Genomic DNA, 25,712 nt, shown 5'->3' on the forward strand with positions numbered 1-25,712 from the left:
GCCTCCGGGAACGGGACGGGCAGGGGCGGAGGGGCGGAAAACCCGTGGTCAGGCGGCTCCCGTCGCCTGCCAGCCGCGCCACCGGTGGACGGTGATCGCGATGACCGGACCGTCGGGAGGACGGTCCCGGTACTGGGGGTACTTCTCCCGCAGCGCGCCCACCGCTGCGGGACGGATCCCCGCATCCTCGGGCGCCACCACCCGCGCATCCCCCTCCACCCGCACCCACCACAGCCGCTCCCACTCCTCGTCGTAGCGGTCGACGAGGAGACACACACCGGGATGCACGGCGATGTTGCGCAGCCGCCGCAGCAGCGGCGACCGCTTGGGTTTGTGGTCGACGGCGCTCACCAGGCCGCCGCCGCACCCCGCGAACACGAGCGGCACCAGATGGGGCCGCCCGTGCGCGTCGACGGTCGCGAGCCGGGCCACCCGCGCCGCCAGGAAGCGGCGGCGCGCCTCGTCCTCGTCCATGTCCGGCACGGTCGGCTCCTGTCGTCCGGCGGCGGGCCCGGCGTCGTCAGCGGTGCGCGGACACGGCGGCGGCCAGGTCGTCGAGGGTGCGCAAAGTCTCGTCCCCGGGCAGGGTCGGGAGGTACAACAGGACGCGGTCGACGCCGAGTTCCGCGTACCGGTCGAGGGTCTCGCGGTCGTGCCGGCCCGCGTACACCACCACGTCCGGTCCGTCTCCCGCCGCCTTCCTCAACTGTTCGATCCGGTCGCCCAGTTGATCGGCCGGAACTCCGGTCGGCATCCAGGCCGCGCCGTACTCGGCGACCCGGCGGAAGGCGTGCTCCCCGTCGCCCCCGACCCAGATCGGCGGATACGGCCGCTGGACGGGCTCGGGCCACTGGAAGACCGGGTCGAAATCGACGAACTCGCCGTGGAACTCGGCCTGTTCCTTCGTCCACAGTTCGATCATGGCCCGGATTCGCTCGTCCATGAGGCGGCCGCGGCGGGTCGGATCCGTTCCGTGGTTGCGCATCTCCTCACGGTTCCAGCCCGCGCCGACCCCGAACACGGCGCGTCCGCCGGAGACGAGGTCCAGGGAGGCGACCTCCTTGGCCGTGCTGATCGGGTCGCGCTGGACCACGAGCGCGATACCCGTGCCCAGCAGCAGCTCACTCGTCACGGCCGCGACGGCGCCCAGCGCCACGAAGGGGTCCAGCGTCCGGTAGTACACGCGCGGCAGTTCACCGCCGGCCGGGTAGGGGGTCTCCCGGCTGACCGGAATGTGCGAGTGCTCCGCCAGCAGCAGCGCGTCGAACCCGCGCTCCTCCAGGGCCGGGCCCAGCGCGGCGGGTCCGATCCCCTCGTCCGTGAGAAACGTCGACACTCCGAACTTCATGGGCGACCACCTCGTCTCGTCGGCATCCCTTGCCAGTGTGACGCGGTACCCCGCGGCAGGCCGTTCAAGGCCGGGGCGGACGGCTCACTCCTCGTCGCCGGAGGTCCCCTCCGATGCCGTGTCCGGGCCCTGGGAGCGGACCCGCCGCACGTGCTCCAGGGAGGTCCGCAGGTCGGCGAGCCAGTCGTCGGTGTTCCGCTGCACGAGCCGCACGCACCAGGCGAGGGCGTCGCTGCGGCTGCGGGCCACCCCGGCCTCGACGAGGGTGTCGAGCACCTCGCGCTCCGGCTGGCGCAGCCGGGTCATCACCGGCGCGGCCACGTGCGTGAACAGAGCCCGTTCGGTACCGCACTCCACACCCCAGGAGACCTTCCGGCGGAAGCGGTGCTCCGCCTCCCGGGCCACGGCCACGCGTGCCTCGCGGGTGCGCTCGCGGAACTCCTCGACACGGGACGTCAGTGCCGCCGACTTCTCCGCGTCCGAGGCGCCTTCGACGAGCTTCGGCTCGGGGATACGGCCGACGACCGTGATCTCCTCCCGGTCGACCGTCACCGCGGAGAGGCTCTCGAAGAGATCGTCGGGCAGCCGGCCGGCGAACCAGCCGCGCACCTTCTCATTCTGCTCAGTTGTAATCATGTAATCAGCCTTACGCGCTTGCGTACGAGGGGCAAGCGCGGGCGCGGAAGTCCGCTGTGGGCGGAAGCGGCGGGGCGAAGTCGAGGCGCCTCGCGGGCTGAACCGGAATGTTTCAGGCCTATTGCCGAGCCGTGCCAATCAGGCCAGGGGGTGGTCGCCGACGATCAACAACCGCACAGGCATGGGCTTCACGCGTTCGAATTCCGTAACTTCACGCCACTACTTCAATACTCAAAGTTACCGAAACGCATGGGGTCGATGTGTGTTTCCGGTGTGGACTCGGCAGACTCGCGCTCGCCGAACCGGCACCGACCGAGCCGGTATCGCATTCGATCGAGCGGAAGGATGCACACAATGCCGAACACCGCGCGTTGGGCAGCGACTCTCACTCTGACGGCCACCGCCGTCTGCGGACCCCTCATGGGGTCCGCCACCGCGGCCCCCGGCCTCGCGCCGTCCGGGCTCTACGCCCCCTCCGCCCTGGTGCTCACCACGGGCCACGGCCAGAGCGCGACCGACGCCACGCCGGAACGCGCCGTCACCCTCAACTGCGCGCCCACGGCCTCCGGGACGCACCCGGCCGCCGTCGACGCCTGTGCCGAACTCCGGGGAATCAAGGGGGATCTGGAAGGACTGACCGCCAGACACGACGTCTTCTGTACCAGGCAGTACGACCCTGTCGTGGTGACCGTGGCCGGCGTCTGGCAGGGCAAGCGCGTGGCCTACGAGCACACCTTCGCCAACGAGTGCGTGAAGAGCTCCTACGGGATGACGGTCTTCGCGTTCTGAGACCGGGATCGCGTGGCCCCCGTGGACGACGACCGGGGTCCGTAGCTGGGGAGTGCGGACCCCGTCGCGGGGGTGCCATGTGATTTCGCACCGAGGGTCGGCCGACGGAGTGGGGCTGTCGGCCGGCCTTCGGCATGTCCGGACACCGACGCCCGCCGCTCCTCGCAGCCCGTCCGCCGCCGCTCGTGGCTTCCGCCGCCCGCGGCGCCCGCCCCTCGCGGCGCTCGGCGGGCGGGGACGTTCCGCCGCACCGCGGCAGCCGTGCACCGCCGCACGGCGCAAGGCCCTCACCGGTCCGAGTCACCCGGCATGCCGACCGCGACCGGACGGCGTACCCGTGGACCATGGGTGCACTCGGCGAACTGGACCAGCGGCTGTTCACACGGGTCGCCGCGGCGGGGGTCCCCGGCGCCGATCCGGCGTTGCGGCGGCTCAGTCACGCGGCCGACCACGGGCGGCTGTGGATCGGGACCGCGGCCGGACTCGCCGTCGTCGGAGGGCATACCGCGCGCCGTGCGGCGGTGCGGGGCCTCGGTTCCCTGGCGCTCGCCTCGCTGACCGTGAACACGCTGGTGAAATGGAGCGCCCGACGGCCCCGCCCGCTCCTGGACGGCGTCCCCCGGGTCCGCCTCCTCGAACGTCAGCCGCACACCACCTCCTTCCCCTCCGGGCACTCCGCCTCCGCCGCGGCCTTCGCCACCGGCGTCGCCCTGGAGGCCACGCGGTACGGCGCCGTGGTCGCGCCGGTGGCCGCGGCCGTCGCCTTCTCCCGTGTCTACGTGGGGGTGCACTTTCCCGGCGACGTGCTCGCCGGCGTGGCCATCGGGGCGGGTGCCGCCTTCCTCACCTGCCGCTGGTGGCCGCCACGCGCCGCCGTGCCGGAGCGGGAACGGCCCGTCGCGCCCGCACCCGCCCTGCCGCTGGGCCGGGGGCTCGTCGTGTTCGTCAACGGCCACACCGGTGCCGGGGCGCCCGCGCCGGCGATGCCGCCCGCCGACCGGCTGCGTGACCTCCTGCCCGAGGCGGACCTGGTCGAGCGCGGTGCCGACGGAGACTTCGCGGCACTGCTCACCGAGGCCGCCGACCGGGCCGCCGAGGCCGGTGGCGCCCTGGGCGTCTGCGGCGGCGACGGCAGTGTGAACGCCGCGGCCCGCGCGGCGGCCGAACGCGGCCTGCCGCTGGCCGTTTTCCCCGGCGGCACCCTCAACCACTTCGCCCTCGACGTGGGTGTGCCCGACTTCGAGTCCACCGCCGTCGCGGTGGGCGGGGGAGAGGCGGTGGCGGTCGACCTCGGCGCGGCCCGCCCGGGCACCGGAGGGGACCTGCGGTTCCTCAACACCTTCAGCATCGGGCTCTACCCCGAACTCGTGCGCATCCGGGAGCACTTGGAGCCACGGTGGGGCAAGTGGCCGGCCGCCGCGATGGCCCTGGCCCGGGTGCTGCGCACCGCGCGACCGATCGAGCTGGAGCTCAACGGCCGGCCCCGCCGCCTGTGGCTGCTCTTCGCGGGCAACGGACGGTACGTCCCCGAGGGCTTCGCCCCCTCGTACCGGCCCCGTCTGGACGACGGACTCCTCGACCTGCGTCTGGTCGCCGCGGAACGCCGCCTCGCGCGGACCCGGGTCGTCGCCTCCGCGCTCGTGGGGGCGCTGCGTCACTCACGGGTCTACGACGCCGAGCACGTTCCCTGGGTGGAGCTGTCCGGGATCTCCGGTACGGACACACTCGCGTACGACGGTGAAGTCGCCCCCGGCGCGGCCGCGTTGCGACTGGAGAAGGAACCCCGGGCCCTGGTGGTGTACCGGCCCACCCGGCCCCTGGACGAGGTCCGCGCGCAGGCGCGCCGAGCCGCCGCCGCGGCGCGCCACCGGCGGACGATGAGGGGCCGCCGTCTCCCTGCAGACGGCGGCCCCTCGGCCTGACGGTGATCGGCTCAGGGCGCGATCACATGTGGACGACCGGTGCGGCCTCCGGGTCCTGGGCGGGCTTGCCGCGGGTGTAGAGCACCAGCGCGATGAGCGCTCCGGCGGCGAAGAAGCCGGCCGACCACCAGAACGCGGTGGTGTAGCTCTCGATCGTCGACTGGGCCTGGACCAGCTTGTCCGTCGCGTCCTTGCCGACCAGGTAGCTGGTCGCGGCACTCGCGGCGAGCGTGTTCAGCAGCGCGGTGCCGATCGAACCGCCCACCTGCTGCATGGTGTTGACGGTGGCGGACGCGACACCCGCGTCCTCGGCGGCGATGCCGCTGGTGGCCAGCGACATGGCGGGCGGCATCACCATGCCGAGTCCGGCGCCGATCAGGAGCACCTGCGGCAGGACGTCGGTCGAGAAGGACGAGCCGATGCCGATCCCGGTCAGCCAGGCCATACCGACCGCGGCCACCGCGAAGCCGGCGGGGATGACGGCCTTCGGCCCGATCCGGGGCACCAGGATCGTCGTGGAGACCTGCGCCATGACCATCAGCGTCGCCATCATCGGCAGGAAGGCCACACCCGTCTTGGTGGGGCTGAAGCCGAGGTTCAGCTGGAGGTAGTAGGTGAGGAAGAGGAAGACACCGAACATGCCCGCGCCGGTGATGAGCACGGCGAGGAACGAGGCGGCCCGGTTGCGGTCGAGCAGGACGCGCATCGGCAGCAGCGGGTGCTTGGCGCGGGTCTGCCACCAGACGAACGCGGTCAGCAGCAGCGCGCCGGCGAGGAGGAAGCCCCAGGTGGCGGGCGAACTCCAGTCGTGCGTCTCGGCGTTGGAGAAACCGAAGACGACGGCGAACAGACCGGTGGAGACCAGCAGCGTGCCCGGCAGGTCGAGCTTGGAGCCCGCCGCGTCACGGTGGTTGCTCAGCAGGACCCAGCCGCCGGCGAAGGCGACGACCGCGAAGACGAGGTTGACGAACAGGGTCCAGCGCCAGTCGAGCGCGTCGGTCAGCACACCGCCGAGCAGCAGACCCACGGCGCCACCGGCACCGGCGATCGCGCCGTAGACGCTGAACGCCTTGGCGCGCTCCTTGGCGTCGGTGAACGTCGTGTTCAGCAGGGACAGGGCGGCGGGCGCGAGGAGCGCTCCGAACACACCCTGCAGGGCGCGGGCGGTGACCAGCATCCCGAAGCTGGTGGAGGCGCCGCCCAGCACGGAGGCACCGGCGAACCCGGCGACACCGACGAGGAAGGCGGGCTTGCGTCCGAACAGGTCCGCGATGCGCCCGCCGAGCAGCAGCAGGGAGGCGAAGGCCAGGGAGTAGGCGGTGACGATCCACTGCCGGTTGCCGTCGGAGAAGCCGAGGTCCGCCTGGGCGGAGGGAAGAGCGATGTTCACGATGGTGGCGTCGAGCACCACCATCAGCTGGGCGATCCCGATGATCGAGAGGATCCACCACCGCCGCTTCGACGTGGCTGCGGACGTCGCGTCCGCGGCACCCGTGCCGGTGCCTTCGGTCAGGGTCTGAGACATGGGAGAAGCACTCCAGGGAAGTTGCTCGACGTTGTGTGCACGTAAACGAAACGGTTTCGTACACATCGACGTTTCGACATTAGACCGCGTCGAGCGAAACGGCAACGTTTCGCTAGTCCGGTCCGTGTGACGTCCGTCGCCCCTTCATTCCTTGACGGGCATATAACGACAGAGGCATATTGTGAGCATGTCCGACGCCTCCCTCTGGGCCGCGCTCGCCGACCCCCACCGGCGGGCCATCGTCGCCCTGCTGCTGGAGCGGCCACGGGCCGTCGGCGAACTGGTCGAGGCCTGCGGCCTGAGTCAGCCGAGCACCTCGAAGCACCTGCGGGTGCTGCGCGACGCGGGGCTGGTCCGGGTACGGCAGGACGCGCAACGCCGGGTCTACGCCCTCGACCCCGCCCCGATCGCCGCCCTCGACGCCTGGCTCGCCCCGTACCGCGCGCTGTGGAACGAGAGCCTGGACACGCTCGGCCGCCGCCTGGACGAGGCGCAGCCCGAGGACACGTCCCCGTCGGCCCCGCCCGGAGCGCCGGCGGATCCGGCACCGCCGGGCGAGGCGACACCACCGACCGGGACCCCACCGACCGGGACCCCACGCGAACCGACACCGCCCCCAGCCCCCTCTCCGAAGGACTGAGCCGTCATGTCCGCAGAACCCGCCGCCCCCACCGGGACGTTCCTCACCCTCGACGACGGCCGCCCCGCCGTCCGGTTCACCCGCACCTACGACCACCCCGCCGAGCGGGTCTGGCGCTTCGTCACCGACCCCGACGAACTGGCCGCATGGTTCCCCTCGCGCGCCGACATGGACCTGCGCCCCGGCGGCACCGTCACGTTCAGCGGCGATCCCCACATGCCGGAGGCGACGGGCCACGTCCTCGCCGTCGAACCCCACCGCCACCTCTCCTTCGCGTGGGGCGACGACGAACTGCACTTCGACCTCGAAGCCCTCGACGGCGGGCGCACCCGCTTCACGCTCACCAACGTGCTGGCCGCCCGGGACACGGCCGCCCGCAACGGCGCCGGCTGGGACGTCTGCCTCGCCGCCCTCGACGCGCTGACGCGCGACGAGCCCTCCGGCGGACCGCACGCCGGAGGGCTCGCACGCTGGCAGGAGATCTACCGCGGGTACCTCGCCGAAGGCGTCCCCTCGGGTGCCCCGGTACCCGGAACGGACTGATCGCTCAGGCGAGTTGGCGGCGCACGAGCTCGTGCAGCCGCCCGCCCGTGTCCGCCAGCAGCTCCGCGGGCGTGCCCTGCTGGGCGACCCTGCCGTCCTCCATCACGACGACCCGGTCCGCGTCCAGCACCGTCGACAGCCGGTGCGCGATCACGACCCGGGTGGCGTTGAGCGCCTTGGTGCTCTCGATCACCGTGCGCTGCGTCTCGTTGTCGAGGGCGCTGGTCGCCTCGTCGAAGAAGAGGATGCGCGGCCGGCGGATCAACGCCTGCGCGATCATGAGGCGCTGGCGCTGGCCGCCGGAGATCGCGCCGCTGCCCGACACGAGCGTGTGCAGGCCCATCGGCATCCGCCGGATGTCCTCGGCGAGACCCGCCATCTCCGCGGCGGCCATCGCCTCCTCCGGCGTGTACGGCTCGGTACCGCAGATGCAGTCCAGGATCGACCCGGTGAACGGCTGGGCGTGCTGGAGCACCACACCGCACTGGCGCCGCACCGCGGACTGGTCGAGCGCCGCCAGGTCCTGGCCGTCGTACAGGACGCTGCCCGACACCGGCCTGTCGAAGCCGATCAGCAGGCGCAGCAGCGTGGACTTGCCGCAGCCGCTCGGGCCCACCACCGCCACGAACTCGCCGGGGCGGACGGCGAACGACACGTCGTCGAGGACGAGCGGCCCGTCGTCGGCGTACCGGAACGACAGCCTGCGGGCCTCGATACCGCCGGACAGCAGGCCCGGCCGGGTGCTCGCCACCCTGACCTCGGGTGTCGCGTCGAGCACGGGCCTGATCTCCTCGAACATCGGCAGCGCGGCGGCCGCCGAGACGAACGCGCCGGTGATCTGCGTGACCGAGGTCAGCAGCATCGTCACCGACGTGTTGAAGGTGAGGAACTCGGCCGCGGACAGCGAACCGTGCGCGGGGCCCGCGAGCAGCATGAACATCAGCAGCGAGCACAGGGGCAGGTACACCGCGCCCATCACCGTGGTGAGGTTCTTGATCCGGCCGACCCGCTGCTGCAACTCGCGGCTGCGGGCGAACTCGCCCGCCCAGGCCGCGTACGCGTAGTTCTCGGCCGCCGCCACCCGCAGCTTGGGCAGGCCGCGCAAGGTCTGGAACGCCTGGTTGTTGAGCTTGTTGCTCAACACCACCAGGCGGCGCTGCCAGCGCACCTGCCAGAGACCGAGCCCCAGGAACACCGCCGCGATGACCACGAGCATGCCGATCGCGGCGAGCGCCATCGGCACGCTGTACCAGAACAGCAGCCCCAGGTTCATCGCACCGACGGTGCCCGCCTGCGCGAGGGTCGGACCGACGCCCGCGAGGAGCCGGCGGATGGCGCTGATGCCCATCGCGGCACTGGCGAGTTCACCGGTCGAGCGGGAGGTGAAGAACGTCGTCGGCAGCCGCAACAGCCGGTCCCAGACGGCCGGTTGCAGGCTCGCCTCGATGCGGCCCTCCATCCGCAGCAGGGTGAGGTTCTGCAGCAGCATGAACGCCGCCGACACCACACTGGTGATCATGAGCGCGAGACACACCTGCACGATGAGGCCGTGCTGCGCCTTCGGCACGTACTCGCCGAGCACCCTGCCGGTGGCGATCGGGACCAGCGCGCCGATCGCGACGGTCACCAGCCCGCTGATCGCGAGGTTGCGCAGGTCGCCCGCGGTGCCCCCGAGGCAGAAACGCAGCAGTCGCAGCGGGCTCAGCCTCCGCTCGGGCAGCGGACGGTAGAACATCACGGCCCGCGGCTCGAACTCGGCCGCGTTGGCCTTCTCGACCGGCGTCTCCCGTCCGGACGACGGATGGACGGCGATGTACCCGCCGCGCCGCCACAGCAGCGCGACCGGGGCGCCGGACACGGCGCGACGGCCGACCAGCGGGCCGATGTCGTCCCGCCACCAGCGCCCGTCGAGGCGTACGGCGCGGGTGCGGACCCGTGAGGCGAGCGCGATCCGCTCGACCGGGTCGAGGCGGTCGCTCTCCGCGCCGCCCTGCGCCGGCCCGGCCAGGGTGATCCCCGCCGCGCGGGCGACCAGCTTGCAGGCGGCGTGGGTGGCGTCCGCGTCGGCCGCGGTCGGGCGCTTGTCGGAGGCCCTGCCGATCGAGGCGAGCAGTGTGCGGTCGGCCTGCACGCGGACGGCCTCACCGGCCCTGATGCCGGCCGCCGTACGGTCCTCGTGACCGGCCTCCACCTGCTCGATCCAGCGGTCGAGGGTGGACAGCAGCCGGTACTGCTGGTCGACCATGCCCTGCCAGACGGCCGGGTCCATCAGCAGGTCGGCCGCCGCCTCGGCCCCGTACAGCGAGCCGTACTGCACACTGCCCGGCGGCACCCGCATCCAGAACACGTCGTCGTCGGTGAGCGCGGCCGCGTTCTCCGTGGCCATCGGCGCCTGGAAGAGGATGGACAGACTGCGCCCGGCCCCGAGAGCCAGGGCGTACTCCAACGGGCTCTCCGTCGGCGGCACGTACTGCGCGTTGCCGTACGCGTCGTAGGACCAGGTCGCCGTGTCGGCCTGCTGATACAGCTCCCGCAGCGCGATGCGACGCACCACGCAGTCCCGCAACGGGCGCCCGACCAGGGTGTGCTGCGGGCCGGCGACCGGACCGAGCAGCAGCGAGCCCGCCTCCAGCCGGCCGAGGTGGTGCCAGTGCCCCTGCTGCGCGGCGTCCACCGCGAACAGGTCCATCGCTCCCGCGGCGACCAGCCACAGGACCTGCGGGCCTTCCAGATCGAGGCGGTTGAGCCCGGCGCAGTCCACCGGTGCGCCCATGCCGCCGAGCGCGCCGAGGACGAGGTCCCCTTCGTGCACACCCTCGTGAACCGTGGTCATCTCATCGCTCCTTGACCAGCGTGGCGTAGGGCCCGCCGGCGGCCACCAGCGCGTCGTGCCGGCCGCGTTCCACGACCGTTCCGTGTTCGAGCACGACGATCTCGTCGCTGTCCCGCACGGTGCTGAGCCGATGGGCGATCACCACGCAGGCGCAGCCGCGCCGCCGCAGGTTGTCCATGACCGTCTGCTCGGTCTCCGCGTCGAGGGCGCTCGTCACCTCGTCGAGGACGAGGATGCTCGGCCTGCGGACCAACGCCCGCGCGATCTCCAGGCGTTGACGCTGCCCGCCGGAGAAGTTGCGGCCGTCCTGCTCGACCCTGCTGTGGATGCCGCCGGGGCGCCGCGTCACCACGTCGTGGAGCGCCGCGTCCCGCAGCGCGGTGACCACCGCGTCGTCCGGGATGGAGGGGTCCCACAGCGCGACGTTGTCCCGCACGGTCCCCTCGAAGAGGAAGACGTCCTGGTCGACGAAGGACACGGACGACGCCAGCGCGCCGCGCGGGATGTCCTCCAGGAGCCGTCCGTCGATGCGGATCGTGCCCTCCCACGGCGCGTACAGGCCCGAGATCAGCCGGGAGACGGTCGACTTGCCGCTGCCCGACCCGCCGACCAGCGCGACCTGCCGGCCGGGGCCCACGGTCAGCGAGAAGCCGCTGAGCAGCGGCTTGTCGAGCGGGCTGTAGCCGAACGTGATGTTCTCCAGCTCGACATGGCCCTGCAGGCGCCGGGTGGACTCCCCGTCGCCGGGCCGGGCGTACAGCGGGTCCGTCTGGAAGTTCTCGACGTCCTTCAGCCGGGCCACGTCGGCGGCGAAGTCCTGGATGCGGCCCGCGACCCCGTTCAGCCGGGTGAGCGGCGCGGTGAAGCGGGTGACGAGCGCCTGGAAGGCGACCAGCAGCCCCACGGAGATGTGCCCCTCGACCGCGCGCAGACCGCCGATCCACAGGATCAGCGCGCTGTTGAGCGTCGCGAGGGTCGGGGCGACGACACCCAGCCATGCGCTCGGCACCCCGAGGCGCTGCTGCTCCTCCAGGGTGGTGGCGTGCTGTCCGGCCCACTTGCGGAAGTAGCCGTCCTCGCCGCCCGTCGCCTTCATCGTCTCGATCAGCTGCAGCCCGGTGTAGGCGGTGTTGGTCAGCCGGGCGGTGTCGGCACGCAGCTTGGCGGTGCGGGTCGCGCGCAGCCGGATCACCACGCGCATGGCGACCACGTTCAGCAGGGCCACGCCGATCCCGACGGCCGTGAGCTGCGGGTCGTAGGAGTAGAGCAGCACGGCGTACAGGACGACGACGATCGCGTCGACGCCGGCGGCCGCGAGGTCGCGGGCCAGCGTCTCGGCCACCGCGTCGTTCGACTGGAGGCGCTGCACCAGGTCCGCGGGGCTGCGCTGGGAGAAGAACGTGACGGGCAGGCGCAGCAGATGGCGCAGGAACCGGGCGCTGGAGAGCGTCGAGGAGATGATGCGCCCCCGCAGCAGGTTCGCCTGCTGCAGCCAGGTGAGCACGACGGTGAGCAGCACGGAGGCACCCATCGACGCGAACAGCACGCCGAGCAGCGAACTCTGACCGCCGATCAGATACTGGTCGATGTACGTCCGGCTGAGCGCCGGTACGGCCGCGCCGACGGCCACCAGCAGCAGACTCGCGAGGACGGCCGCGGGCATCGTGCCGGAGGTTCCGCGCAGGCGGGCCGGCATCGCGCCCAGGATGCCCGGCCTGCGGCCTCCGGTGCGGAACTCCGGGCCCGGCTCCATGACCAGGACGACTCCGGTGAAGCTGGTGTCGAAGTCCTCCATGGGCACGAACCGGCGGCCCTTGCCCGGGTCGTTGATGTGCACGCCGCGCCGTCCGAACCGGCGGCCCATGCCGTCGTACACGACGTAGTGGTTGAACTCCCAGAACAAAATCGCGGGCGCCCGCACCTCGGCGAGCGCGGCGGTGTCCATCTGCATGCCCTTGGCGGTGAGGCCGTAACCGCGCGCCGCCTTCAGCAGGTTGCTGGCCCGGGAGCCGTCCCGCGAGACACCGCACGCGATGCGCAGTTCTTCGAGCGGGATGTGCCGGCCGTGGTGCCCGAGCACCATGGCGAGGGAGGCCGCGCCGCATTCGACCGCCTCCATCTGGAGCACCGTGGGCGTGCGCACGGCCCGGACGCGGCTCTTGGGCACCGCGCGGCGGGGCGGCGCGGCACGGCGTCTGCCGCGGGTGTCGGTGGTGGTCACGGCAGGAGCCAATCGACGGGGCGCTGGTCGGCCAGCCGGATCGAACCCGTGGCGAGGGACATCGAGGTGAGCGGGAAGGGGGGTCCGTCGGACGAGGACCACTTCAGTCCGCTCCTGGTGCCGGACGACCGGTCGAGCCGTACCAGGACGGCGACGGGTCTGCCCTTCTTGCTGAACTGCTCGCCGAGTTGGTCGTCACCGAGGTAGGCGGCGATCTGCTGCCGGGTCTGCACACTGCGTCCGACGGTCGCGACACGGCCGCGCAGCACGCCGTACCGCTGGGCGGGCACGGACTGGACGGAGAGGTCGACGGAGGCGTTCGCGGGAAGGGCCGCGGCGCTCTCGGCGGGGACGTAGACCGTCGCGTACAGCGGGTCGTCGGCGTGCGCGACCTTCTCCACGGACGCCACGTTCGCGCCGGTCGAGATGATCGCGCCGATGGTGGCGGCGAGCGCGGTGACGCGGCCCGCGGCGACCGTGCGCACCACGGTCGTGGTGCCCCGCGCGGTGCGGACCTCGACCACCGGGGCGTTCGCGGGGAGCCGCTCACCCTCCTTCGCGACGACGGAGGTGACCTGGCCGGCGACGGGGCTCTGCAGGAGGTAACTGCCCTGGCCGTGCGTCAGGACGGCGGGCGCGCTCACGGTGGAGGAGACGGTGCCGGTCACGGCCCACACGGAGGCGGCGGCCATGACGACGACGGTCACGGACAGCACGAGCCAGCCCTGCGGGCGGGCGAAGCGCACCGGGAGGTCGAGTTCCTCGGGCGACTGGAGCTTGGCGAGGGCCTGTTGACGGAACTGCACGGAGCTTCCCTCACCTGTTTGGAGAGACGTACGGCACCCGGAAGTCCCGGAACCGGGGGGCGGTTCCGGGACTCCGCGGTGTGAAGCGCGATCCAGCGACCGGTCAGAGACCGGCGACCAGGCCGGTGACCGCGCCGGTGTTCAGGCCGGTCGCACCCTCGACGGTGCCGACGACCGTGCCCACGACGCCCGAGACCGGGACGACGCCGTCGACCAGGTCGGTGACGGTGCCCACGGCGTTCAGCGCGAGGCCGCCCGAGACGTTGTCGAGGTCGGCGTCGGAGATCTCGGCGGTCTGGAAACGGGGGGTGGAGTTCATGATGGAACTTCCCTTCATATGGATATTCACAAGGGGGAGAGCGGCCCCCTCTGGGGACAGACGCGGCCGCCACCGCAGGAGTGCGGATCCCGTTGCCGGGAGCATTGCTGCGACCTCCGCGGTGCAACGGATCAAAGCACGGGCGCGCCGCGCGCTTCCAATCAACCAGGGCTCCCACCTGGGAACTTGAGTGCCGAGTGCGGGGAAGCGTGCAGGTCTCCACACCACGTTGCGGCGAGTTCTTCACACCGTGCGCGGTATCGGCGCACACCTCGGGTTGCCGCGCGCGCACCGAAGGGGACAGTCCGGCCCAATGACGCGGAGGGGGGCGTGCGCGTGTGCAGATCCCCCGGACGCCGTGACTCCGGTGGGTGCGGGATGTGCAGATTCGCTGAATCCGGGATTCCGCTCCAGATCGTCGACGGAGGGTCACCGCCCCGACGCGGTGCGTCGCGGGGGGCGTCGCGCGGGGCGGAAGGTGGCCGGCGCTCCCGCTCGACGGTGGCCGCGCGGCGGAAAGGTCCGTTTGTCGCGCAATCCGTCCCTATGGGCCCGCCAACTCCGGCTCTTTGCAATGGCAGTTGAACACCCCGCCCGACACTCGCGTATCAACGGGCAACCAGGCGCCCCCAGTCAGCCGCCGGACGGTGGCATCGGCCCCGTCCCCAGGAGGTCAAGAGTTGAGTCACAAACGGATACCCAAGCGCAAGGCCGCGATCGCGGTGGGCAGCGTGGCAGCGCTCGGAGCAGCGGCTCTCCTGCTCCCCAACGCCAATGCCTCGCAGTCGAACGGGGACGACGCCACACCCAGAACGTTCAAGGCGACCGACGTCTCCGACGTCGCCGCGCAGCTCGCCTCCCAGCTGGGCGACGCCTTCGCGGGGTCGTACTACGACGCCGCGAACAAGCAGCTCGTCGTCAACGTCGTCGGTAACAACAGCAACGTCGTCAACCGGATCGAGCAGGCCGGCGCCGTCGCCCACCAGGTGCAGAACAGCACGTCCGACCTGCGGGCCGCCGCCAAGACGCTGCGGACGGACGCGACGATCCCCGGCACGGCGTGGTCCGTCGACCCGAAGACCAACGAGATCCGCGTGACCGCGGACTCCACCGTCACGGGCTCCAAGTGGAACACGCTCACCTCGACGGTCAAGGACCTCGGTTCCGGGGTGGCGACCGTCAAGAGGTCGGCGGGCACCTTCAAGACCTTCGTCGACGGCGGCGACGCCATCTTCGGCGGGGGCGCGCGCTGCTCCCTCGGCTTCAACGTCACCGCGAGCGACGGCAGCCCCGCCTTCCTCACCGCGGGGCACTGCGGGGTTGCCGCCAAGCAGTGGTCGGACGCGCAGGACGGCGCGCCGATCGCCACCGTCGACCAGGCGACCTTCCCCGGTGACGGCGACTTCGCCCTCGTCAAGTACGACGACCCCGCGACGCAGGCCAACAGCGCGGTCGACGTCGGCAACGGGCAGAGCGTCCAGATCAACCAGGCGGCCGACGCGGCCGTGGGCCAGCAGGTCTTCCGGATGGGCAGCACCACCGGTCTGAACGACGGCAACGTCACCGGCCTCGACGCCACCGTGAACTACCCCGAGGGCACGGTCACCGGTCTCATCCAGACCGACGTGTGCGCCGAGCCCGGCGACAGCGGCGGCTCCCTGTTCACCCAGGACGGCAGCGCGATCGGCCTCACCTCGGGCGGCAGCGGTGACTGCACCGTCGGCGGCGAGACCTTCTTCCAGCCGGTGACCACCGCCCTCCAGGCGGTCGGCGCGACGCTGGGAGCGGGTGACGCCGGCGCCGGCGGCGCGGCGGACCCGAGCGCGGGCGCCGGTGACCAGGCCGGAGCCGGTGACCAGGCGGGCGGCGCGGACGACCAGGCCGGCGGAGCGGCGGACGACCAGGCCGGCGGCGCTGCCGACGACCAGGGCGCGGCCGACGACCAAGGGAACGCCGACGATCAGGGCGGCGCGGCCTACGGCCAGTCCGGTTCCGGCATGGACGACGGTTCGGGCATGGTGACCACTCCCTGACCCGGCTGAACCCCCTGCCGCCGGTGCCCCCGGTGACGCGGGGCCACTGATCCGGCCAAGGGAACAGGGATTCCGGCCGGTGGTGGACGGTCCGGCCCTCCGGCGGGAGGGCCGGACCACTCCGCCGTACGCCCGCGCAGGGCACCCCCGATGCCGTCCGGCACGTGTTCGACCAGGCCGGCGGGTGAGGCCCCCTCGCAGGCCCGACGCGTTCGGAACGGTCACAGGGGCTGCGCGGGAGCCCCGGAAGCGCTGTAATTGCGGACGTGGTCAGTGAGGGCGCTACGGAACGCGAAACGCGAACCTCGCGCGCCGAAATCGCCCTGAAGACGCTCACCGCGGACCTCGACCCCCGCGAACGGCTGCACCGGCTGCTCGAACAGGCACTCGTCTTCTGCGGTGCCTCCGTCGCCGCCGCCTACGCCCCGAGCGCGGACGGCGACGAACTCCATCTCGCCGAGTCCGCGGGCGTTCCCCGGACGCTGTACGGCCTGCGGGACAGCTACCCCCTGTCGGGCACGTCCCCCGCCGCCGAGGTGCTGCGCACCGGGAACCCGAGCTGGCTCGGACCGGACGAGGTGGCCCGCTGCGCCGACGCCCGGCGGCTGCCCTCCCAGGACTTCTCCCTGGCCGTGCTGCCCCTGCGGGACAACGGCTGCATGGTCGCCGTCACCGAGCGCCCCGGCGGCTTCGGCCCCGAGGAGCGGGCCTGCCTGGCGATGCTCGCCGAGGCCGTGGTCTGCCCGCCCACCCCGCTGCCCGACGACGCGGACGACCTGCCCGCCAGCTCGTTCACGCTCTCCATGGACAGCGGACACGTCGACGTCGACGACGAGGTCCTCGACCTGTTCGGACTGGACCCGGCGGACTTCGACGGCAAGGTCGAGACGCTCCTGTCGATGACCGTGCCCGAGGACCTGCCCTCGCTGATGTCCGCGGTCGAACCGGACCACATGTCCCTCGGCGAGCGCGAGCTGGAGTTCCGCATCCTCCAGCCCTCCGGCGGACACCAATGGCTCCGGCTGCGCGCCCGACTGCTTCCCTCGGGAGAGGGCCGCCCCGCCCGGCTCGTCGGCACGGTCTCCGACGCCTCCAAGCTGCGCTCCGGCCTGAACGACGTGGCCCGCGTCCAGCGGCTCGCCTCGGCCCTCGCCACCGCCGGCACCGTCCGTGACGTCGGCCAGGCGGTCGTCGACGCCCTGCGAGGGCCCCTCCAGGCCGACCGGATCGCCCTCGCCGAGCTGGAGGGCGACCGCCTCGTCGTCACCGTCCTCGACCCGCCCGAGCCGGATTCCTGGCCGGAACTGTGGCGCACCGAATGGCGCTCGGAATGGCCCGACGCCCCCGTCCGCTCGATGCCCACCCTCGAGGCCGCCCTCATCGAGGGACGCCCGGCGATCTGGCCCGCGGGCGCCCCCCTGGAACCGGCGCTCGCCGGCGTCGGCCCCGGCGGGCTGGCCGTCCTGCCGCTGCCCGCCGCCGGCCGTATGGCGGGCGCCTGTCTCATCGGCTGGGACGCGCCGCACGACTTCGGCCCCGACGAGCGCGCCCTGCTCACCGCCTCCGCCGGCCTCGCCGGACAGGCGCTGGTGCGCGCCCACGCCTTCGACGCCGAGCACGAACTCATCGGCATGCTCCAGCGGACCCTGCTCCCGCGCCGGCTGCCCAAGCTGCCCGGAGCGGTCGCCGTGGCCCGCTATCTGCCGACCACCTCCGGCCTCGACGTCGGCGGCGACTGGTACGACGTCATCCCGCTGCCGGACAACCACGTCGCCCTCGTCATCGGCGACGTCCAGGGACACAACGCCTCGGCCGCCACGCTCATGGGCCAGATGCGCACCGCCTTGCGCGCCTACGCCGTCGAGGGGCACCCGCCGGACGTGGTGGTCTCACTGGCCAACCGGCTCCTGCTGGATCTGGAGACCGACCTCTTCGCCACCTGCTGCTACGTCGACGTCGACATGGAGGAGGGCTCCGCCTGGTACGTGCGCGCCGGACACCTCCCGCCCGTGCTCCGTCACCCGGACGGCAGAACCGAGGTCCCCCTGTCCGAACCGGGCCCACCGCTCGGTGTCGTCCGGCAGACCGACTTCCCCATGAGCCCGCTCCGGCTGCAGCCCGGCACCATCCTGGCGCTGACCACGGACGGCCTGGTCGAGTCCGTCGAGATCGACATCGAGGACGGCCTGAACCGGCTCGCGGCGGGTCTGGCCGGTTCCGACCCCTCCCACCTCGGTCTGGTGGCGGACGAACTGCTCACGGAGGCCAACCGCTCCGACGACGTGGCCCTCCTCCTGATGCGCTTCGACGGCATGGACGTCCTGCCGCTGCGGGAGAGCTGGACCGTCTGGCGGGTCCCCGAGGCGGTCCGGCACGCCCGCCGCTACACCCGGCGGGCGCTGCGCAGCTGGGGCGTCGCCGACCACACGGACGCCGCCCTGCTGATCGTGTCGGAACTCGTCACCAACGCCCTGGTCCACACCGACGGGCAGGTCAGGCTCGACCTCACCCTCATCCACCGCCGGCTGCGCATCGCCGTCGCGGACAACTCGGCGCGCACCCCGATCAAACCGACGAGCATCGGCTGGGAGGCCACCGGCGGGCGCGGCATCCTCCTCGTCGAGGCGATGTCGGACACCTGGGGCACGGTCCCGGTGAGCGGCGGCAAGCAGGTCTGGAGCGAACTCTCGCTGGACTGACGGCCCGGGTGACACGCTGGGAGGGTGCGCCTTCTGCTGCTGTCCGACACCCACCTGCCGAAGCGGGCCCGCGAACTCCCCGACCCGCTGCTCGCCGACCTTCCGCTCGCCGACGTCGTGATCCACGCGGGGGACTGGGTCGACACCGCCACCCTCGACCTGCTGGAGGCCCGCTCCCGCCGGGTGATCGGGGTGTACGGCAACAACGACGGCCCCGAGCTGCGGGCCCGCCTCCCGGAGATCGCCCGCGCCGACCTGGGCGGCCTGCGCTTCGGCGTCGTCCACGAGACCGGCGCCGCCCAGGGCCGCGAACGGCGCTGCGCGGAGCGCTTCCCCGACCTCGACGTCCTGGTGTTCGGCCACAGCCACATCCCCTGGGACACCACCGCGCCGGCGGGCCTGCGGCTGCTGAACCCCGGTTCGCCGACCGACCGGCGCCGGCAGCCGCACTGCACGTACATGACCGCGACGGTGACCGACGACAGCCGGCTCACCGACGTGACCCTGCACCGGCTGCCCCCGCGCACCGGCTGACTCCCGGCCGGCCGCCTGCCTCGTCCCCGGCCGGCCGCCGACCACCGCGGGGCGGGCGTTAAATCCGTTGCTGTCGGTCGGTGCCGCCTGCTGGAGTGGGAGGGAAGCGTTCACCGGCACCGAATCGAGGAGCACACCCATGCGCGCACCGTTCATGTCCCCCCAGGAAGGAATCACTCCCATTTCGAAGGACATGACACGCGGTGCACTTGCTGAACCTGGGAATTCTCGCGCACGTAGACGCCGGTAAGACGAGCCTGACCGAGCGCCTCCTGCACACGGTCGGCGTCATCGACGAGATCGGCAGCGTCGACGACGGCAGCACACAGACCGACTCGTCCGCACTGGAGCGGCAGCGCGGCATCACCATCAAATCCGCCGTCGTCTCCTTCGCGGTCGACGACACCACCGTCAACCTCATCGACACGCCCGGACACCCCGACTTCATCGCCGAGGTGGAGCGGGTCCTCGGTGTGCTCGACGGCGCCGTCCTCGTCGTCTCGGCCGTGGAGGGCGTACAGGCCCAGACCCGCGTCCTCATGCGCACCCTGCAGCGGCTGCGCATCCCGACCCTGATCTTCGTGAACAAGATCGACCGCCGTGGCGCGCGCTGTGCGGAAGTCCTGGCGCGGATCGCCGAGCGGCTCACCCCGGCGGTCGTCCCGATGGGCGAGGTCGGGGAACAGGGCACCCGCGCCGCGTACTTCACCCCGTACCCGGCCGCCCGGCTGCGCCCCCACCTCCTCGACCCGCTCGCCGACCACGACGAGGAGCTCCTCGCCGCGTACGTCGAGGACCGCATGTCGCACGGCCGGCTGCGCTCCGCCCTCGTCGCGCAGACCGGGGCGGCCCAGGTCCACCCGGTCTTCTTCGGCTCTGCGACGACCGGCGCCGGCGTCCCCGAACTGATCGCCGGTGTGCGGGAGTTGCTCCCGGGGGCCACGGTGGACGCCGATGGCCCCGTCTCGGGAACCGTGTTCAAGGTGGAGCGCGGAGCCGCCGGGGAGAAGATCGCGTACGCGCGCCTGTTCTCCGGCACCCTGCGCACCCGCGACCGGCTCGCGCTCCACGGCGGCGAGGAGGGGAAGGTCACCGGGATCAGCGTCTTCGACGGAGGGTCGGACGTCCGGGCGGAGTCCGTGACAGCCGGGCGCATCGCCCGGCTGTGGGGGCTCGGCGCGGTGCGGATCGGTGACACCCTCGGCGCGCCACGGACCTCGTCGGCCGACGGACACCACTTCGCGCCGCCGACCCTGGAGACGGTGGTCTCACCCTGCCGTCCGGGTGACAGGGGAGCACTGCATCTCGCGCTCACCCAACTCGCCGAACAGGACCCGCTGATCGACCTCCGTCAGGACGACGTGCGGGGGGAGGTCTCCGTCTCCCTCTACGGCGAGGTGCAGAAGGAGGTCATCCAGGCGACGCTGGAGGACGAGTTCGGCATCGACGTGGTGTTCCGCGAGACGACCCCGCTCTGCGTCGAACGGCCGGTCGGCACGGGCGCGGCGGTCGAGTTCAACAAGAAGGACGCCAACCCCTTCCTCGCGACCGTCGGGCTGCGCGTCGACGCGGCGCCCGTCGGATCGGGTGTCTCGTTCCGGCTGGAGGTCGAACTCGGCTCGATGCCCTACGCGTTCTTCAAGGCGGTCGAGGACACCGTCCAGGAGACGCTGGGGCAGGGTGTGCACGGCTGGCAGGTCACCGACTGCACGGTCACCATGACGCACTCGGGGTACTCACCGCGCCAGAGCCACGCCCACCAGCGCTTCGACAAGAGCATGTCCAGCACGGGCGCCGACTTCCGTGGGCTCACCCCGCTGGTGCTGATGGACGCCCTGCGGGCGGCCGGCAGCAGGGTGAACGAGCCGATGAACCGCTTCCGGCTGGAGGCTCCCGCGGACACGCTGGCCGCCGTGCTGCCGGTGCTGGCCCGGCAGCGTGCCGTGCCGCAGACCACGCGGATGCTCGGTGCCACCTGTGTTCTGGAGGGGGTCCTGCCCGTCATGGAGACACATGGCCTGGAGCAGCTCCTCCCCGGACTGACGCGGGGCGAGGGCGAGTTGGAATGCGCCTTCGACCACTACGCGCCCGTCGCGAACGGCGCGATCCCGGACCGCCCGCGGACGGACATGAACCCGCTGGACCGGAAGGAGTATCTGCTGCACGTGACGCGCAGGACGAGTGGCTGACCAGCGGGGGAGCAGAGCGGTCCGGCCGCCCGGGCCCGTGAGGGCCCGGCGGTCCGCTCATCTCCCCAGCCGGCCCAGGGCCCGGGCGACCGGGGCGACGCCTTCCTCGGCGCGCAACCGTTCCGCCAGGGCCTGGGCGCGCCGACGGTACGCGGGTTCCGTGGTCGCCCGCACCAGGGCCGCCGCCAACCGGTCGGCGCGCAGCCCCCGCACCGTGAATCCACCCGGCGAGACGCCGAGGGACACGAGCCGGGCGGCCCAGAAGCCTTCGTCGAACTGGACCGGCACCGGCACGGCGGGAACGCCGGCCCGCAGCCCGGCGGCCGTCGTGCCCGCTCCGGCGTGGTGGACCACGGCGGCGACGCGGGGGAAGAGCAGCGCGTGCGGCACCTCGCCGACCGTGATCATGTCGTCGCCGGTGGCGTGCAGTCCGCCCCACCCCCGCTGGATCACACCGCGCAGCCCGGCGGCCCGCAGGGCCCGCACGACCTCGGCGCTCAGCCGCCCGGGATCGGGGACGGTGGCACTGCCCAGTCCGACGAAGACCGGCGGTGGTCCGGCGTTCAGGAAATCCCGCAGGGCGTCCGGGAGTCGGGCGTCCGGAGGGTCGTGGGGCCACCAGTAGCCGGACACGTCGAGACCGGGCCGCCAGTCGCGCGGCCGCGGCACGACCAGCGGGCTGAAGCCGTGCTGGACGGGCCAGTTGCTCCCCTCACGGGAACGGTGCGCCGCGAGGGGGCCGAGCGGCGGCAGCCCGAGCCGTGCGCGCAGGGTCCGTACGGTGTCCGCGTAGACCCGCTCCACGGCCAGGCTCACCCCGGTCCCGGCCGCCCGGTTGACGGTCGGCCCCCAGGACCGGACGCCCATGACCGGGGGCGCGAACTCGCGTGTGGAGGAGAGCGGTTGGAGATGTACGCCGATGCTCGGCAGGGACAGACCTTCCGCGACGGCGAGCCCGAGCGGCCCCAGCGAGCCGGACAGCAGGAGGACGTCGCTTTGGCGGGCGGCCGCGATCAGGTCCTCGGTCAGGGTGCCGACGAGGGCCCGGGCCATCTCGACGAGCCGCACGATCTTGCCGACCCCGGTGACGCTGCGGTGCAGCCGCTGCCCGCGCGCCGACTCCAGCTCGGCGCGGGGATCGACGGGGAGCGCGTGGAAGCCGACCCCCGATCCGGCGACCAGCGGTTCGAAACATCCGTGCGTCACCAGGGTGACGTCGTGCCCGGCCCGCACCAGGCCGTGGCCGAGCCCGGTGAACGGTGCCACGTCGCCCCGCGAACCCGCGGTCATGATCGCTACTCGCACGACGGTCAGTATGCCGGTCGCACGGCCGTCACGACCCCGGGCGGGCCCCCCGTGCGTCGCGGATCGACGGCGGATCGCCCGAAACAAGGGCGGGATCAGCCACCGGCCGCACGGTGGACCGGGAATCAGAAGTCGGCCATGGCCCAAATTCGCCCTAGCTCCCGATGATGCCGAATGATCGAATCAGTGCTCGATTAATCTCAGCGCTGGGGGGTGGGCCCGTGCAGGTGATGTCGTACGTGGATCTGCATCGTGAGATGTCCTCGGACATCCGGGCGGAGCGGGAGGCCGTGCTCGGTCTGCTGGGTGCGTCCGCCGGGTCGGTCCGGGCGGTGGTGGCCGAACTCCTGGAGAACCGGACGTTCACCTACCCCCTCGGCGTACTGCCGCTGATCGTCCACGGCGTGGAGACGGGCGCACCCGGGCCGGCCGTCCCGCTCGCCGTCGTCAGCGACCTGTGGTGGACCGCCGCGTGCTACCTGGACGACCTCGCGGACGGCCAGGCGGCCTCCGCCGCCGGCAGTCTGGACGAGAGCGAGGCGCTGCTCGCCACCGTCATCGGCGGAACCATGCTGCCCCTGCTCGTCGTTCAGTCCCCGCGCATCCCCGAGGCGGCCCGCGGCCCGTTGTCCGCCGAGGTGGTGCGGTGCTGGATCAGCGCGAGCGAGGGGCAGTTGAGGGACCTGCGCGCGGACGTCGGGGCCGCCACGCGCGAGGCGGTGATCGCGGCCTATCTCGGGAAGTCCGGGGCACCGTTCAGCATGGTCACCGCCATGGCCGCCGAGCTGGCGGGCCGGACCGACGAACGAGTCGAACTGTGGCGGGAGTTCGGCAACGCCTTCGGCATCCTGTGGCAGCTGTTCAACGACCAGCACGACATCCTGACCGGACGCAACGAGGACCTGGCCAACGGCACGGTGACCTACCTGCTGGCGTGCGCCCTGGACAACGCCGCGCCCGACGGCGTCGACGAGGTCCTGCGTCTGCACGCCGACGCACGGCACTCACCCGAGGCCCGTGCCGCACTCACCACGGTCCTGCTCGCCCCGGACGTGCTCCGCCCGTACGAGGAGGACCTCATCCGCTTCCGGGACGGAGCGCACGGACTCCTCGACAAACTCGGCGGGGACACCGCCCATCTCGCCCTCCTGCACGACCTGGTGGACCTCGCCTCCCCGATGCTGCTGCGCCCCGAGGAGTCCGTCGCGGGCGCGGCCCCGGCCCGCGACTGAGCCCGGGTCACCCGACCCGGGCGGTCGTCAGCGCCAGCGCCGCCGACGCGAGGGCGGCGCCCAGAAGGACTGCCGCGCACCAGCGTCCGCGCAGGGCGCGGTACCGCTCCTCGTACTCCGCCCGCAGCTCGATACCCCGGCGGGCGGTTCGCTCCCAGGCCAGCCGGGCGAGCGCGAGGTGGGCCTCCTCGAACCGGGTCTCCACCTCGTCGCGCTGGCTGTCCGTGAGCCACGCCAGCGAGCCGGCGAAGCGCACCGCCTCGGCGCGGCCCTCCGCCCGTGCGGCCGCGACGAGGAGATGACCCTCCAGTTCCCTGATCAGGGCGTCCGCCGTCGCCGGACGGTCGTCCATGGCCGTCACCGCAGCTGCCCGGTCGCCGCCTCCGAGCGGACGGCCCGAGCGGCGTCGATCCCGGGATGGTGCAGGTCGAACGCCGGGGACTCCGACCGGATGCGCGGCAGGACGCGGAAGTTGTGGCGGGGCGGCGGACAGGAGGTGGCCCACTCCAGGGAACGGCCGTACCCCCACGGGTCGTCCACCTCGACCTTCGCCCCGTACCGGGCGGTCCTCCAGACGTTGTAGAGGAACGGCAGGAACGAGATGCCGAGCAGGAACGACGAGATGGTCGACACCGTGTTGAGCGTGGTGAGCCCCTCCACCGCCAGGTAGTCCGGGATCCGGCGCTGCATGCCGTTGGCGCCCAGCCAGTGCTGGACGAGGAAGGTGCCGTGGAAGCCGATGAACAGCGTCCAGAAGGTGATCTTCCCGAGGCGCTCGTCCAGCATCCGGCCGGTGAACTTGGGCCACCAGAAGTGGAATCCGGAGAACATCGCGAACACGACCGTCCCGAAGATCACGTAGTGGAAGTGCGCCACCACGAAGTAGCTGTCCGAGACGGGAAGGTCCATCGGCGGAGAGGCGAGCATCACCCCCGTCAGGCCGCCGAACACGAAGGTCACCAGGAAGCCGACCGCCCACAGCATCGGCGTCTCGAAGGACAGCGAACCCTGCCACATCGTGCCGATCCAGTTGAAGAACTTCACGCCCGTCGGCACCGCGATCAGGAACGTCATGAACGAGAAGAAGGGCAGCAGGACACCGCCCGTGACGTACATGTGGTGCGCCCACACGGTCACCGACAGACCGGCGATCGCGATGGTCGCCCCGATCAGTCCCATGTACCCGAACATCGGCTTGCGGGAGAACACCGGGATCACCTCGCTGATGATCCCGAAGAAGGGCAGCGCGATGATGTACACCTCCGGATGACCGAAGAACCAGAAGAGGTGCTGCCAGAGCAGCGCCCCGCCGTTCGCCGCGTCGAACACGTGGGCACCGAACTTCCGGTCCGCCTCCAGGGCGAACAGCGCCGCCGCGAGGACGGGGAAGGCGAGCAGCACCAGGACACCCGTGAGCAGCACGTTCCACACGAAGATCGGCATCCGGAACATCGTCATGCCGGGGGCCCGCATACAGATGATCGTCGTGATGAAGTTGACCGAACCGAGGATCGTGCCGAAGCCGGAGAAGGCCAGCCCCATGATCCACATGTCGGCTCCGACACCCGGAGAGTGCACCGCGTCCGACAGCGGGGCGTACGCGAACCAGCCGAAGTCGGCCGCGCCCTGCGGGGTGAGGAACCCGCCGACCGCGATGAGCGAACCGAGCAGATAGAGCCAGTAGGCCAGCATGTTCAACCGGGGGAACGCCACATCGGGCGCACCGATCTGCAACGGCATGATCCAGTTCGCGAACCCGGCGAACAGCGGGGTCGCGAACATCAACAGCATGACCGTGCCGTGCATCGTGAACGCCTGGTTGAACTGCTCGTTCGACATGATCTGCAGCCCGGGGCGCGCCAGTTCGGCGCGCATCAGCAGCGCCATCACCCCGGCAAGGCAGAAGAACCCGAACGCCGTGACCAGATAGAGCGTTCCGATCGTCTTGTGGTCCGTGGTGGTCAGCCATCGCACCGCGGCGGTTCCCCGGCGGCGTACGCGCACCGGAGGGGGCGCGGGCAGCGCCGTGTCAGTGTTGCTCTCCATGCCCCGCCTGTGTCCGGCGCCCGCACCGCCGTCACACTGAAGTCCTGCGACGAGCGTCACACCACACGGGTGTGACCACGGAGGACGTGCCG

At 72.1% G+C, this 25,712-nt stretch carries 20 protein-coding genes; 9 read left to right on the forward strand and 11 right to left on the reverse strand.

From position 1 onward, the window contains the following. Window positions 1-48: 48 nt before the first annotated feature. The 3 genes from B0675_RS22855 to B0675_RS22865 form a co-directional block, all read right to left on the reverse strand. Window positions 49-474 carry a TIGR03668 family PPOX class F420-dependent oxidoreductase gene (locus B0675_RS22855; RefSeq protein ID WP_081221951.1) on the reverse strand — a complete coding sequence of 142 codons (426 nt, stop codon included), beginning with the start codon at window positions 472-474 and terminating at the stop codon, window positions 49-51. Between the two features lie 46 nt (window positions 475-520). Further along, window positions 521-1,348: an LLM class F420-dependent oxidoreductase gene (locus B0675_RS22860; RefSeq protein ID WP_081220677.1), complete on the reverse strand. Its 828-nt coding sequence runs from the start codon at window positions 1,346-1,348 to the stop codon at window positions 521-523. Between the two features lie 84 nt (window positions 1,349-1,432). Continuing rightward, a complete protein-coding gene (locus tag B0675_RS22865) occupies window positions 1,433-1,984 on the reverse strand; it encodes a hypothetical protein (RefSeq protein WP_081220678.1) in 552 nt (183 codons plus the stop codon). 354 nt (window positions 1,985-2,338) lie between these two features. Between B0675_RS22865 and B0675_RS22870 the strand changes: the two genes are divergently transcribed. Both B0675_RS22870 and B0675_RS22875 read left to right on the forward strand, forming a co-directional pair. Next, window positions 2,339-2,773 (forward strand): protease inhibitor, encoded by a 435-nt coding sequence (locus tag B0675_RS22870; protein ID WP_081220679.1) that lies wholly within the window; start codon window positions 2,339-2,341, stop codon window positions 2,771-2,773. A gap of 344 nt (window positions 2,774-3,117) precedes the next feature. After that, window positions 3,118-4,695 carry a bifunctional phosphatase PAP2/diacylglycerol kinase family protein gene (locus B0675_RS22875; protein WP_081220680.1) on the forward strand — a complete coding sequence of 526 codons (1,578 nt, stop codon included), beginning with the start codon at window positions 3,118-3,120 and terminating at the stop codon, window positions 4,693-4,695. 22 nt (window positions 4,696-4,717) lie between these two features. Here B0675_RS22875 and B0675_RS22880 read toward each other — a convergent pair whose 3' ends face one another. Beyond that, complete coding sequence (locus B0675_RS22880; protein WP_081220681.1) at window positions 4,718-6,220, reverse strand: MFS transporter; 1,503 nt, start codon at window positions 6,218-6,220, stop codon at window positions 4,718-4,720. Between the two features lie 187 nt (window positions 6,221-6,407). On the opposite strand from B0675_RS22880, the gene B0675_RS22885 reads away from it, so the two are divergent. Together B0675_RS22885 and B0675_RS22890 are read left to right on the forward strand one after the other, a co-directional pair. Continuing rightward, on the forward strand, window positions 6,408-6,860 hold the full coding sequence (locus B0675_RS22885; RefSeq protein ID WP_241539840.1) for a metalloregulator ArsR/SmtB family transcription factor: 453 nt from the start codon (window positions 6,408-6,410) through the stop codon (window positions 6,858-6,860). Between the two features lie 6 nt (window positions 6,861-6,866). Next, window positions 6,867-7,403: an SRPBCC family protein gene (locus tag B0675_RS22890; RefSeq protein WP_081220682.1), complete on the forward strand. Its 537-nt coding sequence runs from the start codon at window positions 6,867-6,869 to the stop codon at window positions 7,401-7,403. 4 nt (window positions 7,404-7,407) lie between these two features. Here B0675_RS22890 and B0675_RS22895 read toward each other — a convergent pair whose 3' ends face one another. The 4 genes from B0675_RS22895 to B0675_RS22910 form a co-directional block, all read right to left on the reverse strand. Then, window positions 7,408-10,236, reverse strand: coding sequence for an NHLP bacteriocin export ABC transporter permease/ATPase subunit (locus B0675_RS22895; protein WP_081220683.1), 2,829 nt, complete (start codon window positions 10,234-10,236; stop codon window positions 7,408-7,410). Window position 10,237: 1 nt separating this feature from the next. Beyond that, window positions 10,238-12,457, reverse strand: a complete 2,220-nt coding sequence (locus tag B0675_RS22900) for an NHLP family bacteriocin export ABC transporter peptidase/permease/ATPase subunit (protein WP_277625222.1) — start codon at window positions 12,455-12,457, stop codon at window positions 10,238-10,240. Further along, window positions 12,454-13,263, reverse strand: coding sequence for an HlyD family efflux transporter periplasmic adaptor subunit (locus B0675_RS22905; RefSeq protein WP_081220684.1), 810 nt, complete (start codon window positions 13,261-13,263; stop codon window positions 12,454-12,456). Before B0675_RS22905 ends, B0675_RS22900 begins: the two co-directional genes overlap by 4 nt. Window positions 13,264-13,366: 103 nt before the next feature. Continuing rightward, window positions 13,367-13,582: a hypothetical protein gene (locus tag B0675_RS22910; RefSeq protein WP_081220685.1), complete on the reverse strand. Its 216-nt coding sequence runs from the start codon at window positions 13,580-13,582 to the stop codon at window positions 13,367-13,369. 680 nt (window positions 13,583-14,262) lie between these two features. Here B0675_RS22910 and B0675_RS22915 point away from each other — a divergent pair. From B0675_RS22915 to B0675_RS22930, 4 genes are all read left to right on the forward strand, one after another. Next, window positions 14,263-15,615 carry a S1 family peptidase gene (locus B0675_RS22915; RefSeq protein ID WP_179165347.1) on the forward strand — a complete coding sequence of 451 codons (1,353 nt, stop codon included), beginning with the start codon at window positions 14,263-14,265 and terminating at the stop codon, window positions 15,613-15,615. Between the two features lie 266 nt (window positions 15,616-15,881). Next, window positions 15,882-18,314 (forward strand): SpoIIE family protein phosphatase, encoded by a 2,433-nt coding sequence (locus B0675_RS22920; protein ID WP_081220686.1) that lies wholly within the window; start codon window positions 15,882-15,884, stop codon window positions 18,312-18,314. Between the two features lie 24 nt (window positions 18,315-18,338). Next, window positions 18,339-18,848 (forward strand): metallophosphoesterase, encoded by a 510-nt coding sequence (locus B0675_RS22925; RefSeq protein ID WP_081220687.1) that lies wholly within the window; start codon window positions 18,339-18,341, stop codon window positions 18,846-18,848. A gap of 203 nt (window positions 18,849-19,051) precedes the next feature. Then, window positions 19,052-21,037: a TetM/TetW/TetO/TetS family tetracycline resistance ribosomal protection protein gene (locus B0675_RS22930; RefSeq protein ID WP_081220688.1), complete on the forward strand. Its 1,986-nt coding sequence runs from the start codon at window positions 19,052-19,054 to the stop codon at window positions 21,035-21,037. A gap of 57 nt (window positions 21,038-21,094) precedes the next feature. On the opposite strand, the gene B0675_RS22935 is transcribed toward B0675_RS22930, so the two are convergent. Beyond that, window positions 21,095-22,327 (reverse strand): glycosyltransferase, encoded by a 1,233-nt coding sequence (locus B0675_RS22935; RefSeq protein ID WP_081220689.1) that lies wholly within the window; start codon window positions 22,325-22,327, stop codon window positions 21,095-21,097. Window positions 22,328-22,572: 245 nt separating this feature from the next. Between B0675_RS22935 and B0675_RS22940 the strand changes: the two genes are divergently transcribed. Next, window positions 22,573-23,574, forward strand: coding sequence for a polyprenyl synthetase family protein (locus B0675_RS22940; RefSeq protein WP_179165422.1), 1,002 nt, complete (start codon window positions 22,573-22,575; stop codon window positions 23,572-23,574). 7 nt (window positions 23,575-23,581) lie between these two features. Here B0675_RS22940 and B0675_RS22945 read toward each other — a convergent pair whose 3' ends face one another. Together B0675_RS22945 and ctaD are read right to left on the reverse strand one after the other, a co-directional pair. Continuing rightward, complete coding sequence (locus B0675_RS22945) at window positions 23,582-23,926, reverse strand: hypothetical protein (protein ID WP_107482707.1); 345 nt, start codon at window positions 23,924-23,926, stop codon at window positions 23,582-23,584. Between the two features lie 5 nt (window positions 23,927-23,931). After that, the gene (gene ctaD / locus B0675_RS22950) at window positions 23,932-25,620 is read right to left on the reverse strand and encodes a cytochrome c oxidase subunit I (protein ID WP_081220692.1); all 1,689 of its coding nucleotides are present in this window, start codon (window positions 25,618-25,620) and stop codon (window positions 23,932-23,934) included. Between the last annotated feature and the right edge of the window lie 92 nt (window positions 25,621-25,712).

It is taken from the genome of Streptomyces sp. M41(2017), from assembly GCF_002078175.1.
GTDB lineage: Bacteria > Actinomycetota > Actinomycetes > Streptomycetales > Streptomycetaceae > Streptomyces.

What these genes read in the sequence shown, in the direction of transcription:
- B0675_RS22940 (WP_179165422.1), top strand. Translation starts at nt 22,573, where the DNA reads ATGTCGTACGTGGATCTGCATCGTGAGATGTCCTCGGACATCCGGGCG.
- B0675_RS22855 (WP_081221951.1), bottom strand. Translation starts at nt 474, where the DNA reads ATGGACGAGGACGAGGCGCGCCGCCGCTTCCTGGCGGCGCGGGTGGCC.
- B0675_RS22865 (WP_081220678.1), bottom strand. Translation starts at nt 1,984, where the DNA reads ATGATTACAACTGAGCAGAATGAGAAGGTGCGCGGCTGGTTCGCCGGC.
- B0675_RS22945 (WP_107482707.1), bottom strand. Translation starts at nt 23,926, where the DNA reads ATGGACGACCGTCCGGCGACGGCGGACGCCCTGATCAGGGAACTGGAG.
- B0675_RS22885 (WP_241539840.1), top strand. Translation starts at nt 6,408, where the DNA reads ATGTCCGACGCCTCCCTCTGGGCCGCGCTCGCCGACCCCCACCGGCGG.
- B0675_RS22895 (WP_081220683.1), bottom strand. Translation starts at nt 10,236, where the DNA reads ATGACCACGGTTCACGAGGGTGTGCACGAAGGGGACCTCGTCCTCGGC.
- B0675_RS22890 (WP_081220682.1), top strand. Translation starts at nt 6,867, where the DNA reads ATGTCCGCAGAACCCGCCGCCCCCACCGGGACGTTCCTCACCCTCGAC.
- B0675_RS22880 (WP_081220681.1), bottom strand. Translation starts at nt 6,220, where the DNA reads ATGTCTCAGACCCTGACCGAAGGCACCGGCACGGGTGCCGCGGACGCG.
- B0675_RS22860 (WP_081220677.1), bottom strand. Translation starts at nt 1,348, where the DNA reads ATGAAGTTCGGAGTGTCGACGTTTCTCACGGACGAGGGGATCGGACCC.
- B0675_RS22935 (WP_081220689.1), bottom strand. Translation starts at nt 22,327, where the DNA reads ATGACCGCGGGTTCGCGGGGCGACGTGGCACCGTTCACCGGGCTCGGC.
- ctaD (WP_081220692.1), bottom strand. Translation starts at nt 25,620, where the DNA reads ATGGAGAGCAACACTGACACGGCGCTGCCCGCGCCCCCTCCGGTGCGC.
- B0675_RS22870 (WP_081220679.1), top strand. Translation starts at nt 2,339, where the DNA reads ATGCCGAACACCGCGCGTTGGGCAGCGACTCTCACTCTGACGGCCACC.
- B0675_RS22910 (WP_081220685.1), bottom strand. Translation starts at nt 13,582, where the DNA reads ATGAACTCCACCCCCCGTTTCCAGACCGCCGAGATCTCCGACGCCGAC.
- B0675_RS22875 (WP_081220680.1), top strand. Translation starts at nt 3,118, where the DNA reads ATGGGTGCACTCGGCGAACTGGACCAGCGGCTGTTCACACGGGTCGCC.